The sequence below is a fragment of the Shewanella denitrificans OS217 genome (assembly GCF_000013765.1).
GTDB lineage: Bacteria > Pseudomonadota > Gammaproteobacteria > Enterobacterales > Shewanellaceae > Shewanella > Shewanella denitrificans.
The window spans coordinates 3,656,424-3,674,527 of the sequence record NC_007954.1; the positions used below are offsets into that span (position 1 = coordinate 3,656,424).

15 protein-coding genes are annotated in these 18,104 nt (G+C 43.6%); 6 read left to right on the plus strand and 9 right to left on the minus strand.

Going from position 1 to position 18,104, the window contains the following annotated elements; all coding sequences use genetic code 11:
* Positions 1 to 389: 389 nt before the first annotated feature.
* On the minus strand, positions 390 to 1,127 hold the full coding sequence (locus tag SDEN_RS15850) for a dienelactone hydrolase family protein (protein ID WP_011497470.1): 738 nt from the start codon (positions 1,125 to 1,127) through the stop codon (positions 390 to 392).
* A 94-nt stretch (positions 1,128 to 1,221) separates the two neighbouring features.
* Entirely contained in the window at positions 1,222 to 2,211 is a 990-nt protein-coding gene (locus tag SDEN_RS15855; protein ID WP_041406448.1) for a 2-hydroxyacid dehydrogenase, read from the minus strand.
* Positions 2,212 to 2,719: 508 nt separating this feature from the next.
* Between SDEN_RS15855 and rluA the strand changes: the two genes are divergently transcribed.
* The 3 genes from rluA (at position 2,720) to SDEN_RS15870 (ending at position 8,379) form a co-directional block, all read left to right on the plus strand.
* A complete protein-coding gene (gene rluA, locus SDEN_RS15860) occupies positions 2,720 to 3,397 on the plus strand; it encodes a bifunctional tRNA pseudouridine(32) synthase/23S rRNA pseudouridine(746) synthase RluA (protein WP_011497472.1) in 678 nt (225 codons plus the stop codon).
* A gap of 235 nt (positions 3,398 to 3,632) precedes the next feature.
* A complete protein-coding gene (gene asnC / locus SDEN_RS15865) occupies positions 3,633 to 4,094 on the plus strand; it encodes a transcriptional regulator AsnC (RefSeq protein ID WP_011497473.1) in 462 nt (153 codons plus the stop codon).
* A gap of 622 nt (positions 4,095 to 4,716) precedes the next feature.
* Entirely contained in the window at positions 4,717 to 8,379 is a 3,663-nt protein-coding gene (locus SDEN_RS15870) for a S8 family serine peptidase (RefSeq protein ID WP_011497474.1), read from the plus strand.
* 102 nt (positions 8,380 to 8,481) lie between these two features.
* Here SDEN_RS15870 and SDEN_RS15875 read toward each other — a convergent pair whose 3' ends face one another.
* The 3 genes from SDEN_RS15875 to SDEN_RS15885 form a co-directional block, all read right to left on the minus strand.
* Positions 8,482 to 9,174, minus strand: a complete 693-nt coding sequence (locus tag SDEN_RS15875; protein ID WP_011497475.1) for a hypothetical protein — start codon at positions 9,172 to 9,174, stop codon at positions 8,482 to 8,484.
* 149 nt (positions 9,175 to 9,323) lie between these two features.
* Positions 9,324 to 10,871, minus strand: a complete 1,548-nt coding sequence (locus SDEN_RS15880) for a carotenoid oxygenase family protein (protein ID WP_011497476.1) — start codon at positions 10,869 to 10,871, stop codon at positions 9,324 to 9,326.
* Between the two features lie 24 nt (positions 10,872 to 10,895).
* Positions 10,896 to 11,354, minus strand: coding sequence for a DUF2141 domain-containing protein (locus SDEN_RS15885; protein WP_041405853.1), 459 nt, complete (start codon positions 11,352 to 11,354; stop codon positions 10,896 to 10,898).
* Positions 11,355 to 11,531: 177 nt separating this feature from the next.
* Between SDEN_RS15885 and SDEN_RS15890 the strand changes: the two genes are divergently transcribed.
* On the plus strand, positions 11,532 to 12,680 hold the full coding sequence (locus SDEN_RS15890) for a sensor histidine kinase (protein WP_011497478.1): 1,149 nt from the start codon (positions 11,532 to 11,534) through the stop codon (positions 12,678 to 12,680).
* Positions 12,681 to 12,752: 72 nt separating this feature from the next.
* A complete protein-coding gene (locus SDEN_RS15895; protein WP_011497479.1) occupies positions 12,753 to 13,412 on the plus strand; it encodes a response regulator transcription factor in 660 nt (219 codons plus the stop codon).
* Here the strand turns inward: SDEN_RS15895 and SDEN_RS15900 are convergent.
* The 4 genes from SDEN_RS15900 to ubiD form a co-directional block, all read right to left on the minus strand.
* Positions 13,405 to 14,220 (minus strand): hydratase/decarboxylase family protein, encoded by an 816-nt coding sequence (locus SDEN_RS15900; RefSeq protein WP_011497480.1) that lies wholly within the window; start codon positions 14,218 to 14,220, stop codon positions 13,405 to 13,407. The two genes, SDEN_RS15895 and SDEN_RS15900, sit on opposite strands and share 8 nt — an antisense overlap.
* Before the next feature lie 37 nt (positions 14,221 to 14,257).
* A complete protein-coding gene (locus SDEN_RS15905) occupies positions 14,258 to 14,836 on the minus strand; it encodes a nucleoside triphosphate pyrophosphohydrolase family protein (RefSeq protein ID WP_011497481.1) in 579 nt (192 codons plus the stop codon).
* An 83-nt stretch (positions 14,837 to 14,919) separates the two neighbouring features.
* Entirely contained in the window at positions 14,920 to 15,618 is a 699-nt protein-coding gene (gene fre, locus SDEN_RS15910) for an NAD(P)H-flavin reductase (RefSeq protein ID WP_011497482.1), read from the minus strand.
* 75 nt (positions 15,619 to 15,693) lie between these two features.
* Positions 15,694 to 17,175, minus strand: a complete 1,482-nt coding sequence (gene ubiD, locus SDEN_RS15915; RefSeq protein ID WP_011497483.1) for a 4-hydroxy-3-polyprenylbenzoate decarboxylase — start codon at positions 17,173 to 17,175, stop codon at positions 15,694 to 15,696.
* Positions 17,176 to 17,328: 153 nt separating this feature from the next.
* Here ubiD and SDEN_RS20580 point away from each other — a divergent pair, with 153 nt between their 5' ends.
* Entirely contained in the window at positions 17,329 to 18,102 is a 774-nt protein-coding gene (locus SDEN_RS20580; RefSeq protein WP_157599873.1) for a hypothetical protein, read from the plus strand.
* Positions 18,103 to 18,104: the final 2 nt, after the last annotated feature.

Below are 18,104 nucleotides of genomic sequence, written 5' to 3' on the forward strand. Positions count from 1 at the left end.
AATTTGATATTAACTTGCAGAGGAATGTTTTTTAACACACAAACACCAAAAGTAAAACATAAAACACAATTAACCTCCATTTAAAGACGGTATACATAAATCCCATCTCAGATAAGTAACATGCAATAATGTTTTAAACGCAAATTGTAATAAAGATGTTAAATAAAATCAAAGACTAAAGGCATAGTCATTTTTTGATATTTATTTTTTGCTTATATTTACAGCAAAAAATGATTCAACTTTGCTAGGCCCAAAGCCGCCAATTAACAATTAATTCACATGGCCGACAATTAATTCGAATGAATTTCAAACAAATCTTAATTAAGCACATTCTATTTTAATCTTATATCAGACTTTTAATTTAGCGCGATTTCCTAGGTGAAACATTATTATTTTAATACTCGATTAAATAATGACACAGCATGCGTATACATTTGCAATGCTAAGGCAGCATCGTACCGTTCATCTTCATCACGCATAAAGGCGTGCTCTGCATTGACTTCTTGCCAAGTAAAATCTATCCCTTGAGCTTCTAATGCTTGATAGATAATTTTACGCCCTTCACTGGAAACGTGTGGGTCTTGTTTACCAAAGACCATAACAAGCTCTGCATGAATATCTTTAGTGCGGCTTAAGCTGTCATTACCAGCTAGGCTAGGTAAACTGCCTGAGTGAATGTCAGTTGGGTATAAACAAAATGCCGCGCAGACATCGGCATTTAATGCGGCGCGATAAGCAAGATGCCCACCAATGCACACCCCAATAGTCCCAATTTTATTACTGCAATAGGCCTGGCTTAACGCAAAATCCACCAAGGCCTGAGTATCACTATCATGTTGCTCTAAGGGTTTAATCGACTTGTCTTGATTGCCTTTATTTTTACCCGCCTCGTCATAACCTAACACTGTGCCAATGGGATTCAGTTCATGAAATATTTCCGGTACTAACACCACAAATCCATGCCCTGCGAGCATAGTTGCCATTCTGGCTATTGGCGCCGTTTGCTGAAAAATTTCTGAATAAAAGATAATGCTCGCAAACTGGCCGTCACTTTTAGGGCGGTATACTTGGGTGCGCATAGGACCTGTCTTAGTGATTAAGTCATGCACGGATTGGATCACTTTCATTTCATATCACCCTAATTTTGAATTTAGCGCTATAAATTAACAGCAAGAACAAGTCTTGCTCGCTATGGTTGTTCCCAGCAGTACATGACTTATATTAGTGCAACTCATTACCACACACTTGCCCTGCGGCCAGTGTTTGAATGTTGGTCAAAGTCGTCTCTGCAATAGCATTGAGCGCCTCTTCGGTTAGAAATGCTTGATGGCCAGTAAAAATGACATTATGACAAGCCGATAGACGGCTAAATACATCATCTTGCATAATCTCATTGGACTTATCCTCAAAAAATAGCCCTTTCTCATTTTCGTAAACATCTAACCCTAAGGCACCAATTTTACCTGTTTTAAGGGCTTCCATGGCATCGAAAGCATTCAATAGTCCGCCGCGACTGGTATTAATTATCATGACGCCAGGCTTCATTTTGGCAAAGCTATTATTATTGAGTAAGTGATGATTATCTTTGGTTTGAGGGCAATGCAGGCTGATAATATCACTCTGGGCATAGAGGCTGTCGAGCTCGATATAGCTAATACCTAAATCAATCACGGCTTGATTAGGATAAGGATCAAAAGCCAGCACCTTACAGCCAAAGCCAAGCAAAATTTTAATGGTGGCGAGGCCAATTTTCCCTGTGCCTATTACGCCCACAGTTTTGCCCTGCATATTAAAGCCGACTAAACCGTTTAAATCGAAGTTTGAATCCCGTGTTCTATGATAGGCCTTATGGATCTTACGATTTAGGGTCAGCATCAAGGCTATGCTATGTTCGGCAACCGACTCTGGAGAATAGGCTGGCACGTTAACCACAGTGATCCCTAAGCGCTGTGCCGCAAGCAAATCCACATTGTTAACCCCCGCACAGCGCATGGCGAGAATTTTAGTGCCGCCTTTAGCCAACTCGATTAACACTTCTTCACATAAAGAATCATTAACGAAAGCACACACCACTTCAAATCCTTGAGCAAGCTTGGCATTTTGCATGCAGATCCGAGAGTCAAAATATTCAATGTGGGCACCAAAGTCTTTATTGATCGCAGAAAAATGCACTATGTCGTAATGCTTGGCGCTAAAAAAACCTATTTTCATCATGGGACTGACCTCTTCATTGATTCTTTGTTTTAGTGGATATTGAGTTGCAGCTGGAGAACATTAGCTAATACCAATCGTATTAATTATCTGGTCATTCAGCGGGAGTTCAAAGGGGGTTAATCAAGGCGGAGGCTTGAAGACATAGTGGTGCTATGTCAAAAGTCTTCAACGCAGAGAAATCCCCTTTGAAACCCGCCCCTCGGGGCGTCTCAAGCGTTCCACTTCATCGTTGCATTCCTGTGTAAGAATGAGGTTTGAAAGGGAGCAACCCTTACTGCATTAATGCGCCTTGAATTGAAAAGCTTGAGGCCCTCTGTTTGATCACATAATTAATGTGATTGGTATAAGAACAGAAAACCATAAATAGCATAATTCCCTTCTGAACGACCCAAGTGTAATAGAATTTATCTTTGGCTTCATTAAACATAAGCCCCAAGCGCTTGCACCTATTACCTCGACAGCGTATCTTTGCGGGCGAATTTGCACTAACCACAGACGACTCCCTATGACTGATTTTGTTTACCAGCCCCCTACGACACCTTGGCTTGAGATTTTACATCAAGATAAAGACGTGTTGGTGGTTAATAAGCCTTCAGGACTATTGTCTGTTCCTGGACGAGACCCCGCTCACAGCGACAGCATCTACAGTCGAGTTCTCGCGCAATTTCCTAACGCGCATATCGTCCACAGGCTAGACATGGCAACATCTGGGGTCATGGTGGTAGCACTGAGACGCAGTGCAGAGCGAGAGCTAAAGCGCCAATTTCATGACCGTGAAACCAAGAAAGTCTATTATGCAAGGGTCGCAGGTCACTTAAGCCCTGTCCATACCCGTGTCGATTTACCGTTAATTTGTGATTGGCCAAATAGGCCCAAACAAAAAGTGGATCATAAACTCGGTAAGCCGTCCAGCACGCTAGTTAAAATCATTAGTTATGGTAAGCGCTCTACATTGGTCAAGCTTAGCCCTATTACTGGGCGCTCTCACCAACTCAGGGTACATATGATGGCGCTGGGTCATCCTATCCTAGGTGATGGCTTCTATGCTGATGCGCTCGCTAAACGCTTAGCGCCAAGGCTGTTACTTCATGCTGCAGAGCTCACTTTCTGCCATCCTTACTCCCAAGATACGTTGCACTTTAGTGCCGATGCCAGCTTTATGCTGCCGGAAGGTGAACAATAAGACGATTTTGTATTAAGACGCTACTGTTTAAGATGAAGGTTTTCATAGCATGAGTCGCTAACTAATTAGCCTACTTTTTGGTGGATGTTAAATATCAACCGACACTGTTAACTAACGCCAGCAAGATTAACAATTGTTAACTCATTTTTGCTAGTTATCTAGGTAATTTTGCTGGCTATTATCTAATGGAAGACGTAAATTTATAGATTATTAATCATATAATTGGCCATTCACCGTGGATACCGCATTTCAGCGCGACCAACTCGACAATCATATTCTTGAAGCCCTAATGCAAGACGCCCGCACCCCCTTTGCCGAACTGGCAAAACGCTTTAATGTTAGCGCTGGCACCATCCACGTACGAGTGGAAAAAATGAAACAAGCTGGCATCATTACTGGGGCACAAATTACCGTCAATCCCAAAGCCCTAGGTTATGATGTCTGTTGTTTTATCGGGATTAATCTTAAAAGCGCTGGAGATTATCCAGCCGCCATAGCCAAGCTTAATGCCCTAGAAGAAGTTGTCGAAGCCTATTACACCACAGGCAACTACAGCATCTTTGTTAAAGTCATGTGTCAATCCATAGAAGCGTTACAGCATGTGTTGATAAATCGCATTCAATCTATCGATGAAATCCAATCCACAGAAACCCTCATCAGCCTACAAAACCCCATAGTCAGAAGCGTAAAACCATAGCTTATGTAAGACAAGAAAGAAAAAATACATTTTACTCACTCCTGTGAATGCAGCTTTATATTAACTCACTTTAACTCGGGTTGAGAGAGACACAAATGGTATTGAAACAACATAAATTCAATACCTTACATTAAATTTTTAGCTTCTCGCTGATAACAAAACCAATTTATGTGTCTATAGCTAGCCTATGGCAAGTCTTCTTATGTAAAGGAATAACACAGTTAATGTTACAAACGGCTGTTTGATATGCATTTATCATTCCGAATTAAGGTTAACTACTCTGATTTACTGGCAATGTCACTTAGCTATGTTCAACTCAAATTAAACCATCAAAAAATAAGGCAAATAATTGAATTTATTAAAATTTAATATTTACAACTACAAATATTAAAAAAAGTATAGACAGTTAAGCTCTTTGCCCTCTTTAAACGCCGAAACAAAAAAGCAACATTGAAAAACTTTTCGTTACAAGCGCGGTGGTTTTATGTTAAAAGATATGGCTTGCATCGCAGAATGCATCTATGAACCCAAAAATTATAAACTTTGCGTAGCCTCTTAACTTGGTTTAATACCACTGGACTCTTTAACTCCAAAGGTTGCGCAGTTGAACAAGGAAGAAGTTGTGAAAACTAAACTATCACTTGCTGTTTCAGCAGCTCTTATTTCAGGCGCTTGTTTTGCAGGTACTGGAGATAAATACAACACGACTAATCAGTCAAATGATGAATATGCCGGTTTACAAGTAACCAAGTCAGAGCAAGTTAAAAAAGTAGCCTCTGCATGGATGATAAAACTAAATGTACCGTCAATTTCTCAGCAGCACCGTACATCTAACACAGACTTTTCTTTAGCCTCTCATAATGTTCAGCAGTCACAACAACGTGTTAAAAGTGCAATTATGCAACTTGATGCAGATATTCAAGTTGTAGGACAAACGTCTAAACTAGTGAACTCTATTCTTGTTAAAGCAGATAAGAGCCAGCTTACTGCGCTTTTATCTCACTCAGATATCGCAGATATCCTACCAATATATGATTATCAATTGGATGTTGCAGACAGTGCAGACTACATCAATGCCACTAAGGTTATTGCTGCAGGCACCGCAACGGGTAAAGGTCAACGAGTAGCGGTATTAGATACAGGGGTTGACTACACCCATAAAGCACTCGGTGGCTCAGGCCTAGTCGCTGATTATAATGCGGCTGTAGCTGCAAAATCAGAAATGCCGAATTGGCCGCAAGGTAAAATAATCGGCGGTTATGACTTCATGAATGATGATCCTAACCCTATCGATGTCAACACCAACCACGGAACACATGTTAGCCACTCTGTTGTAGGTATTGCACCAGATGTTGAACTCTATGTTTACTCTGTATGTAATTCAGGTTGTCCAGGTCTTGCGCAATTAAATGCCTTAGAAGCTGCAATGGATCCTAATGATGACGGTGATATTTCAGATCGTGTTAATACTGTAAACATGTCGCTTGGTGGCGATTTTGGTGACAGCAAGGGCGGTGCAGTTCAAGAGCTCATCGATGAAATGGTTGCTCTAGGTGTAAACTTAGTTATTTCTGCAGGCAATGATGGCCCAACTCCATTTGTAGTCGGTGGCCCTAGTACCTCTGATGGCGCTATTTCAGTTGGTGCTATGACTCACCCAACGACTAAATCGGCAAAGATTGATGCTGTAGCCGCAGGTGAAGCCTTTGAATCATTTGGAGCCAGTTTTAACACCAGCAACGTGTTCAGCTTTAATGACACCACTGCACCTTTAGTTGTACCAACTACAAATCAAAATGGCTGTACAGCATTTGCTGATGATGTAGATTTTACAGGCAAAGCTGTCATCATAGATCGCGGCACATGTGGTTTTACAGTCAAAGTGCTTAATGCCCAAAAGAAAGGTGCATCTTTTGTTATTGTAGCTAATAACAAAGTTAATGATGGCGCATTCTCAATGGGTGGCAGTGATTCGGCCATCACCATTCCTTCTGTAATGATTTCTAAAGAAGATGGCGATGCAATTAAAGCAGCATTAGCTTCTGGAAACGGTGCTTATTCCGTAGTCTCAAAAGAAGTTGCTACTGCCGGTGCTATTGCAACATTTACTTCTCGTGGACCGTCAATTGCGGGTACTTTAAAGCCTGAAATCACAGCTCCAGGCACGTCTATCATGACAGCTCACCCAGGTCTTGGTGAAGGCTTAACGCCTATTAGTGGAACGTCGTTTTCAAGCCCTATTACTGCGGGTGCTATGAGTATTATCAAAGAAGCATTACCAAAACGTAATGCTCTTGAAATTAAAGCAACCATGATGAACTCTGCTAATTTAGATGTCACAGCAGAACCAAGAGGCTTAAACCCTGATGCAGAATTAGCACCAATCAGTTATATCGGTGCTGGTTTAGTTGATGTAGAAAAAGCAATCAACTTACCTGTTATTGCATGGAATAAAGATACAAAGCAAGCTGCATTGGCTTTTGGTTTAGTTTCTTTAACTGAAACAACCTCAATAACCAAAACCATCCAAGTGAAGAACTTTTCTAAAGACGTTAAAACATATTCACTTATGGCTGAACAGCGTTTCATGAATGATATCGAGTCTGGTGCGGTTTCTTTCGAAATGCCTACAAGCGTGACAGTCAATGCAGGTCAAACTAAATCTTTTGATGTAAAGGTCACCATTAACCCAACGAAGCTACCAAAATGGTCGTTAACCTCATCATATGAATTAGATGGCACAGCTCAAGAAGCCTCTGATGCGCTGACTCTTTCTGAGTACGATGGTGCTATCAAGTTTATGGATGGTGAAACACAAGCACTTCATGTGGTTTATCATATTTTACCAAGAGCGGCAGCTGCCGTTTCTGTTAAAACTGAGGTCACTGATAAAGGTGTTGTGAGAACATTAACTAATATTGGTTCAACATCAATCACAGATCCATTTAGCGCTCCTCTGACTGCTACCAGCCCTAAGAACATGAATTTGCGTCATGACTTATTGAATGCATCAAGTGAATTGGCTTCTAGCTCATCATGTGATGCTGGCATTGCCATTTACAATACATTCCAAATGCGCGATCCCATTGTTCATGGCTTAGTTGCCAGTTATAACGTTGATTATGACTTAGACAATGATGGCACTTGGGATTACACCTCTAAAACCGTCAACCTCCAATGGTTTAACGATGCTTACCCTCGTTCTTTATACGCTATGGTAACAACCTATGGTACTGAAAACGGAACTTTAGAACCTGCATTCCATATAACAGGTAATAACTTTCTTACTACCAAAGCTTGTTTTGAAGATATGGGATTAGCTGCAACCGACTTAGGTGCCAAAATTGGCGTCCGCTACCGTGTTGAAGAAAGCGATTGGGCGCCGGTATCTACAGGAACGGGTGATGAAGTCACGACTTCGTTAACCTTAGCTGCACCTGATGCTTCTGCAAAATTAGTTAAGATCCCTGCTGCTGGGGTGACTCCATCTGCGGTAGAGTCTGCTGACGATGAAGAGGTCACTGAACTTAAGCCTGGTGAAAGTGCCAAGTTAGTTACAACCGTTGGCAAGAACGCTATGGGATACATGCTGCTCTCAGATAGTGGGGCTATGTCAGTAGTAGCCAATACTTCTGCAGCAGGCAACTCTGCGCCTACAGTTCAAGATCTCACTTTATCTGTAGACAAGGGAACTGCAGCTAACACAGTGTTAGGGCAAATTATCGCAACAGATCCTGATATGCTGACTAGCCCCGTATCTGAATTTATTGTCTTAAACTCCAATTCAAGTATGTTAGCAATTAGTGCTAAGGGTGTAGTTAGCCTAAGTGATACTGCAGTGATTAGCCAAGCAAGTGAAACACTCACGGCGCAAGTTGTTGCTGTAGACACTATGGGTAACAGCTCAGCACCTGCGACAGTCTCTGTAAATATTAATAATCTTAAACCAACTGTGGCTCCTACTGGTATGACTGGTGAAGAGGGTTCGGTTGTCATAGCGAGTGCAAATGCTCAAGATGCTGACGGTGATAAACTAACCTATAACTGGGTGCAAACTGGCGGTAAAACAGTCTCATTTGCAAACGGTGCTACATCAAAAATTAACTTTAAAGCACCAGCGGGTGATGGTGTCTATGAGTTTTCTGTGACAGCCTCTGATGGCCGCCTAACAAGTGAGCCAGGCACAGCAACTATTACTGTTACTGCTGCTTCAAGCGGTGGTTCTATGGGTTGGTTAACTATGTTGTTACTACCTCTAGCTGCATTGCGTCGTCGCAAGTCTTAATTATTGATGTTTAATCTTTAAAAAATAGACAAACAAAAAAGCCAAGAGCCTTGCTCTTGGCTTTTTTATTGTCTCAAATTTTTATTTTCTAAATGACCAGCACTACTCAGGCTTTACATCACCATGGGTCTCGCCTGAGAAATCTTGTACATCTTCAAGGGCGGCGAACCAGAAAGCGGAACTGATTAAATTGAACTCTCGGCTTTGGCTACTCGCGCTGCTTTGCTCGCACCGCCACAAGATACCTGTCGCCTCTTCGAATGTGTCGCCCATTAACTGATCTTCATACAATCTATGCAATAAAGCATCTGGACTTAACCCTTTAGCCAATAGCCGTACCATGGCAGCATGAGGCGTCTCATCAAATACTTTAAGTCCTTCTTCATCGGCGCTGACTTTAACGCTAAATATCACCCCTGTCGGTTCGGCAAAAATACCATTGAAGGCTTCTCTTAATAACGCGTAGCAGCTAAATAATTTGTGATGCAGTTGGCAATCGGAATACTCTTCCCACATTTTATCACCGGCTAAATCATGACTTAGTTGATCTATCTTTCCTTCTACCAGTTGTTCGGAAAATTGATGAGTCAACACGATTTTAGCCGCTGCTGCGGGTTCTAAATCGCTGAGTGACATCATGCACATTTCCCTAAGCTCACTGGCATCCATACCGTCCAAACCCTCATCGAGATCCATGAGTGCCATCAAGGCGTGGTAATCTTGATTGCTCCATGCATTAGGCAGCTTTGAGACTTTCTTAAAGTGTTGAATTTCTACTGCGAAAACCTGTTCCATAAACCTTCCCTAAGTATTGGTAATAACGATGCTTTTATAAAAAATAACACATACCAACAAAATAGATGATGTTTATCCATAGTGCAATTTAACACCTATGATGGGTAATGCTTGCTGTTGATTCGCTGTTGTTTAGCATTCCCATCCAATTATTCACTTTTTATAAAACAGCCATGAAATCCTAAGGGAATGACGGCATCTAACTTGGCCGTTGCTATTGGCCCTTGTGTGATCTTGCTCGCATCAAACACGCTGAGCCCTGATACTTGTCTGCCATAATCAAGCCAGGTCATCACTAAGTAACCTTCCGTGTCATCATGACTTTCAATAAACAAGGCTTCTTCGGCAATAATATTGGCGCCTAAATGGTAGGATTGCACAGCTTGCTCTGGCTGACTTGCCACACGGTACAAGGTGTCGCTTAATCCAGAGAGACTCAACGCTGAAGCGCCAATGCCATAGGTTGCCTTACCCAGTCTCATGCCATGACCACTTTGATCAAATTGAGGAAACTCCATCATGACCCCTGAATAGCTTATTTGCGCTTCATTAGTTTTTTGAGCTGACAAAGCTTTCCCATTCAGTCTTAGCAACTCGGAGTTAGATGCTGTAGTGCTTTCAAGCTCAATGCTAATTCGCACCCACTGTGCCTCAGGAGTTATCTCGGCTTGATCACCTTTTAACAGGGACTTCATCCCTTGGGTTAAGATATCGGCGTTGTTATAGAGACTTAACTCCACCCACATCTGGTTCTCTTCTTCGAATGCTTGGCCAAAATGAAAGACAAAACCATCGGGCAAGTCCACGTACTGGCGCTTCTCAAAGTCATGCTTATCTATAATAAGTAACTTAGACCCAAGCCCTTGTTGCCATGTAAATGAGTCGATATAAGTATCACAGTGCTGATATACACAAGGGGGAATATAGAACACCAATTTGTTTTGGCTTTGAGCAAAATCGTGAATATAGCCAGCTTGCGGTAATTCAATACTGGCTAAGCGAGATACATTATCATCACTGCCCACCTGATAGACCAAGAGCGTCTTGTTGCCACCTACGTACCAGCAACCGAAATTCCACAATCCACCGTCACCATCTGCTAAGGGATGAGCAGAAAAAGGTAGTCCTGTGAACTTAGCACCAAAACTCTTAATGCCTTGGGTCGATAAATTGTCTGGGTCTATCATATGGGGAGAACCCGCCTCCCACAAAGCAAGCAATTGACCATTCCTAGGGAGTAAACTGGTATTGGCGGTATTGATATCATCATTGTTGCCAATCGCTCGGCTATTGGGGATCACTGTGCCGGCACTATTGAACAGGAATTTTCCAGCCTGCTCCTCGGCGAGGTATTTCTCTGTCTTGATAAACTCACTCTGATGGCTTACCTCGCCGGCTTTAATGGTAAATTTTTGCACCATGCCATCGCCATCAAACCAATGTTGATAATCCAACCCAGCTCGTGACATCTTAGCCGGACCATTACGATATAAGCAGCCTTCAAGCGCTAATGGAAAGGTCCCTGTGACTGTCATTTTTTTAAGCGGACTTGGCTCTGCCCCCAAAAAACCTATCGCCCACGGCTGACGCTTAAGCTCAGACACCTTATTCAGCGACAGTAGCTTAGCGGCAGCGCCGCCCCAAGCGGCTGTCGTTAATAAGGCTAGTGATGATGTAACAAACTGTCTTCTGTCCATGTGATGTCCCCTTATCTCAAGCAATTAACGAATATGAATAATAAGTTCTATGTCGCTGTCTATGCCGACTTTGGCATCTTCAAAAGACGCTGGCCCCAGGCTTCCAGCATCATTGCTAAAACCATAACCTTCTAACGGCACGCCCAAAAAATTAACATCTAAACTGCCATTGCCATTCTCATCGTGGACGATTCTGACGGCGTAATCGGCTGTGGGTAATTGACTAAAAACAATCTCATGGCGAGTCTGGGTTACTGGCGTTAATGCGGATATAAAAGCCCCTCGACCTGAGTCATATTTTTCTTTACTATCAAATATCTGGATCATTAACTGACCGGTGTGTTTAGGAATATTGTCTACCACTAAATTTAAGGTATGCCCATGGGCGATGCCGCCGCATAGGCTTAAACCCAAAAGTGTTAGGGCGCTAATATAAGTGTTTTTTTTGCTGTTACTGTTGCTACTGTTGTTAGCTTTCATCATAAACCTCTACTGGCGGTATTTTTACCTTCGACATAAACCCGATGGCACTCAAGAACCCTAAGATAAGCGATATGACAGAGAGAGACAGGTGCCAAAAGTCATGAATATGCAAATACTGGGTTATGTTATTCCCCACGCCGTTAACTGAGTGTTAAACCATAACAATAAGAGATAGAGATGCCATTGTTGAAATATCCATTAGCACTCGCCGAGTGGCTGTTAATCCTTGCGGCACTTATTAGTTGGAGCTTGGTAAGTTGGTTAGACTTATCCACTCTGCAAGGGCAGAATTTCTGGCTGCAATCTATGGGGTTATGCGGCTTTATCGGCTTATTTTTACTGGTGGCTTTAGATATTTTACCTAACCGGCATTATTTACTTATCCGAACGGCCATACTCCTACAAGCTGCATTAATACTCAGCTTACTGGCATTGAACCCTAATGCTTATTTGGCTATTCTATTGATTATTTGGGCATCCCAGCTTGCCGAGTGGTTCGATAAACGCCAAGCCCTATTACAGCTTGTGGGGGTCAATGCGGCATTTTATAGCCTGAGTGCCTATTATTGGAATTTGGATAGTAGTGAGTTTAATCTGCTTATTTTTAGTGGCTTTCAACTATTTGCTTACAGTAGTAGCCTCGCTAAGCTCAGCGAAAAGCATGCAAGGCTTGAACAAGAGCAGCTTAATCAGCAGCTATTAAGCACGCGTTCATTGCTTGCACAAACCAGCCAGCAGCAAGAAAGGCTCAGAATAGCCCGAGACTTACACGATATTTTAGGCCATCAACTCACGGCGTTGTCACTTCAATTAGAAGTACTTAGCCATCAAGTTGCCACTGAGACTAAGCCTCAAGTGCAGCAAAGCCAACGACTTGCCAAAGATTTATTGGCCAACATTCGCGCTGTGGTAAAAGAAAAGCGTCATCAAACCCATCTTGATCTGCTGACCCCGCTGGAAGCAATAATGACCCGGCTTCCTGGGATAAGCCTGCGCTTTACTAAGATGCAGCCTCTGCAGTCGGCCCTGTTAGCCCAAGAGCTACTCTGCGTACTCCAAGAAGGCATAGCCAATGCGGTGCGCCACGGTAAAGCGACTGAGCTTGAATTAATTATGCGACAAGAGGGAGAGCAACTCTTACTGACACTCATGGATAATGGTCAAGGTGGGGATTACATCCCAGGCTCAGGCCTACTAGGCATGCAAGAAAGAATGCAGGCATTCGATGGCAAAGTTGAGGTAAAGCCCCGAGTAGAACATGCTAAAAAGGGTCAAGCTCATCGAGGATCTCAGCTTGAGATCCGCTGCGTTCACCCCTTAGCTTAAGTTCATTGATAAACGGCCACACACATAACAACACTACTTATAAAAGCGATGCAGTAAGGATACCTAAACAGCATGGAAATTCAGCAAACCAATACAGCAAAGCCCAGTAAAATTCGTGTTGGTCTGGTTGACGACCAACAACTTGTGCGTCAAGGAATCGCTAGCCTACTGGCGCTTTCGGATAAGATAGAGGTCACCTGGCAAGCCGAAAACGGTCAGCAAGCACTTACTCTACTGGCAAGCACTGCTATAGATATACTGCTCAGTGATATAAGAATGCCTGTGATGGATGGGATAAGTTTGCTGAGCCACATTCGCGCCGACAATAATCAACTACCAACGCTTATGCTCACCACCTTCGATGACAGTGAATTGTTTCTGACCAGTTTACATGCCGGCGCTAATGGCTTTTTATTAAAAGATGTGTCCTTAGATAAATTACTCAATGCCATCGAAGTCATAGCCCAAGGCGGTGTGCTCATTGAGCCTGTGGTTCTCAATCAATTAAGCCAACAGGCGCCAATTAATGCCCCTGAAGTTAACCCGCTATCGGAGCGAGAAACCAGCATACTTAAGTTTATGGCTAATGGCTGCTCGAACAAAGAAATAGCCACTGGGGTATTTTTAGCCGAAGGCACTGTCAAAAATCACGTGTCGAATATCTTGTCCAAACTCGGCTGTCGTGATCGCACCCGCGCCGTGCTAAAAGGCTTAGAGTTAGGAATTATTTAACTCGAAACATCAGCTTAAATTGACCTAAGTCGCCATAGCTAAACTGAATATCTTGATCCATTGGCAAATCCAGCACGCCAGCATAGGAACCGGTTATCACTTGCTGGCCCGCCTGTACGCCTATCCCTTGCTGAGATAAGAAGTTCACCAACCAATAGAGCCCAGCTTTGGGGGTGTGATTGGGGTGTTTAGCTTGGTACCGACGAGGCAGGGACCTTTCTCCTTGGCTTACTTGAAGCTCAAATGCCGCCACTGAGCTTAAATCATCCCCCTTGGGGTAATCGATTTTAGGACCAAGATACAGGCCTTGATTCACAAGACCATCAGCCAAGGCCTCAAAATAACTGACCTCACTGGGCTGACTATAACGACTCTGAATAAGCTCAAGGGCCAAGCGTACACTACCAATGGCATCATCTATCTGAGCATGGGTATATTCACCCTCCTGGGGAGCGAGCGCCTTGTTAAATTCAAAGGCGAGTTCCGGCTCGACTCGCGCCAGTCCTTTAGATGAAGGATACACACTGCATAGGGTGCTTAATGTGGCGCTACTTTTGCACTCAGTGGTGACTGTGGAAGCAAAAATGGGCGCTACTACGTATTTTGTGTCGCCTGTAAGGCTATCCGTCACAGGGAGCAAGCACTTCCAGCCAATCACTTGTGTATTCGCTTGCTGGCACACCTCCTGGGAAATTTGCTGTTGCAGGGCAAAGGCATCGATAAAGTTATCAGGCCTAGATTCTGCAGCAAGCCTAGGGCCTGGGATCCCGGCTATGCGTCGTAACGCTAACTCACTACTTGGAGTCATGGTATTACCCTTCTCTCACTTGTCTCTGGGGCTGGGGTTACGCTTGAATCATTTTCTCGAGATCCGCAGGGCGATAATAAACCGACTTGAGCACCTTGCCCTGACGCACTGTTTTGCCCGCCATTTCCACATCTTTTGCACACTTAGCAATAATAAAGTCGCCTTGTTTGCTAGCCATGATCTCAACCCCTTGCTTGGCATAGAAGGCCTGGGTTTCAGCAAACTCTTGCTCATTGCGGCACACTTTACTCATATTGCTCGAATGAACCTCATCCCAACAGCCAATGAAGTTTATGGATAGGTTCTTGGCAACATTCAGTAGCAAATCAACCAAATAGCTTATTTCCACTGTGTCTTCGACTTGAGTCGAACCTAAGTGGACTAGGCGGCCCATCAAGACATACACGGAATCGACTATGGCATCGGCCTGTTCAATCAAGCTATCGGCTTGTGCCAATTCGGTAAGCTCCTCAATAATCAATGAGGTATGCAAGATGTCTGCTTTAGCGTCAAGACTTGCCTTGTCATTGAGCGGTAAATCAAAGGTTTGGCGAAACTCACTGATATCGCGATATAAATGCTCATAAAGTGACTGGGTTAGTTGAGTAAATTCCATAGTTCCCTCGATAAATGATAAGTTGAAACACAATAAAAAAGCCGAAGACTCGCTTCAGCTTAAGACACATTCTAATAGGCTAACTATTTAATAAAAGCAAAAGCATCGCCGTATAAATGCGCTTCTTCGACGCCCATTTCACGAAACACCTGCCTTGCAGCGCCGACCATATCGAAACGGCCGGCGATATAGATGTCATAGCCGATTAGGCTAACAAAATCTTGCTCGATTTGTTTCAACAGGTTGCCCTGTTTGCCTTGCCAACCTTGTGGTGCATCTTCAACGACAGGAATAAATTCAAGCCATGTGTGAGCCTTGTGCCACTCACGGGCAATGCCTTGGTAATACATGGCATCTTGGTTTCGGCAACCCCAATAAAACTGAGTGTGAACTGTCTGACCAAGGGAAATTTGTGACTCGATAATGCTTTTGATGTAAGAAAAACCTGTGCCACCCGCGATCATAAGTCGAGGTCTTTGACTTTCTTGACGTAAAAAAGCGTCACCCGCTGGCGCTTCGATATCAATATGAGTCGAATTCTTTAACCGCTCCACCACTTGCATAGGGTAGCTTTCGCTGACCGCGGCACCGATATGCAATTCAAGGGTATCGAGTCCTGGTGCTGAGGCAATAGAGAAAGGACGTTTGTCATTTTCTGCCATAACAACACTAAGATATTGCCCTGCTTTAAATTCAAAGCCAGCCTCAGGTCTAAGCAATACCTGATAAACAGCATCATTAAATGGCGTAATTTTTTCTACCTGACAACGAATGGTTTTCATCTAACGTCCTTTAAACACCTTTATTAAGGTTAATACTAACAAATTCAATTATAGAATAGGATTGTTGCAACTGGCTTAGAGGGTCGGATGACTGTCTATGCCTAAGTCTTGCCAAATTTCATCTACTTTTTGCTTTACATTGGGGTCCATGACTATGGGGGTGCCCCATTCTCTTTGGGTTTCACCTGGCCATTTATTAGTGGCATCTAGGCCCATTTTCGAGCCAAGCCCCGCCACAGGAGAGGCAAAGTCCAAGTAATCTATAGGAGTGTGATCGATCAAGGTAGTGTCACGGGTGGGATCCATGCGAGTCGTGATCGCCCAAATAACATCTTGCCAGTCGCGACAATTTACGTCCTCATCCACCACTATGATGAACTTGGTATACATAAATTGGCGTAAAAAAGACCAAGCCCCCATCATCACTCGCTTGGCATGCCCTGGGTATTGTTTACGAATGGAGATCACCGCCATACGGTATGAGCAACCTTCCGGTGGCAAGTAAAAATCAATAATTTCAGGGTATTGCTTACGTAAAATCGGCACAAACACTTCATTAAGCGCAACCCCAAGCATGGCAGGCTCATCCGGCGGACGACCTGTGTACGTGCTGTGGTAAATGGCATCTTTGCGCTTAGTGATATGAGTTACAGTAAAGACAGGGAAACTGTCGGTCTCATTGTAGTAACCCGTGTGATCCCCGTATGGCCCTTCTTCAGCCATTTCATTAGGATCGATATAGCCTTCTAAAATGATCTCACTGGTCGCAGGCACTTCTAAATCGCAACTGATGGCTTTACACACCTCAGTGCGCTCGCCCCTGAGCAGGCCGGCAAAGGCGTATTCACTCATAGAATCAGGTACCGGGGTCACCGCAGCTAGAATTGTCACAGGATCGCTACCAAGAGCTACTACCACAGGGTAGCGCTCTCCAGGATGAAGCTCCTTAAAGTCTTTAAAGTCTAAAGCGCCACCACGATGATCGAGCCAGCGCATAATCAGTTTATTTTTGCCCAATAACTGTTGGCGGTAGATACCTAAGTTTTGCCTTTTTTGTCTCGGGCCTTTGGTAATGGTCAGTCCCCAAGTCACTAGTGGAGCTACGTCGCCGGGCCAGCAATGCTGAATAGGTAATGCGGTTAAATCAACCTCATCACCTGTGATCACCACTTGCTGACAAGGGGCATGACTCACAGATTTAGGCGGCATGTTTAAGGCTTGCTTAAACTTAGGCAGTTTGGCTAGGGCATCTTTGAAACCCGTTGGTGGCTCGGGCTCTTTTAAAAAAGCCAGTAATTCCCCTACTTCCCGCAGGGCTAAAGGGTCTTCCTTACCCAACGCCATGGCAACCCGTTTAGGGGTACCGAAGAGGTTAACCAATACAGGCATAGTGTTATCTTTTGGGTTTTCAAACAATAACGCAGGACCACCTGAGCGCAGTACGCGATCGGCAATTTCAGTCATTTCTAAATAAGGATCAACGGGATAACTAATGCGTTTAAGTTCGCCATTGGCTTCTAAGTGATCAATAAAGCTGCGTAAATCCTTAAAACTCATAACTAAATGCCTATCATTTCAAACCTGTTATGCCGCGCACTATAGCATTTTTTATCTGCTCGAGATAACTCAATTTGGCTACTCAAGTGCAAGATATTGGAGTAAGCTTTATCTATCTCCAGCGGTCTGGGTATCATAATGGCACACTGTAAAATGGCAAACGCCATAACCTCACTTCATCGCCTCAAACGTAAGTTTACAGCCTTCGACTTGCCTTCAATAATTCGAGTTATCTTAGCCTCACTGTGCCTTGCGACTTTCCTCAGCGGTGCAGTACAAGCGAGGGATGAAACTCGAGTGTCATTCAGTCAAGGATACCAACTCAATCATAATGACCGACATGCTCATCCTTCAGCTTGGTGGTTAACACCTAGGCATAACGTCCATGGTTATGTTCGCGCTGAACCTTACCCATTTCACCACACTAGGTATTCACGCTGGGGAAATAGACTGTCGCCAAATTCATCCTTGAGCATTAGTTGGGGCAATAGCCCTTATTATCACAACAGCGGTTTCTATCAGCAGCCAAGATGGCGTCATTGGAATGGTTTTGAAGACAACTTTGAAGACGACTTTGAAGACAATAATGCCTTTAGCCCATGGCATAATAATTCTCGAGTTTACTCAACTAATGATTATGCAAGCTATGTCTATTCAGACACTGGAAATGCTCGCAGACAGAATGCTTGGCGTAAACAAGAATACTTGCAGGCTAACCAGATAATACAAGACACTGCAATACAGGTCGCACCTATTTCACGGTTAAGCACTCAGGTGAGTCACAGCACTGGGTTAACCAGCTTACCCGCGAATGCTAGAGTGGTGCAGCAAGACAGTGGCATTGTCTATGAATGGCAAGGGGTCAGTTACCGCTTCGATTGGAGCACTCAGACATATCTAGCCATCACAGATAAAACCGAAGAATAAAT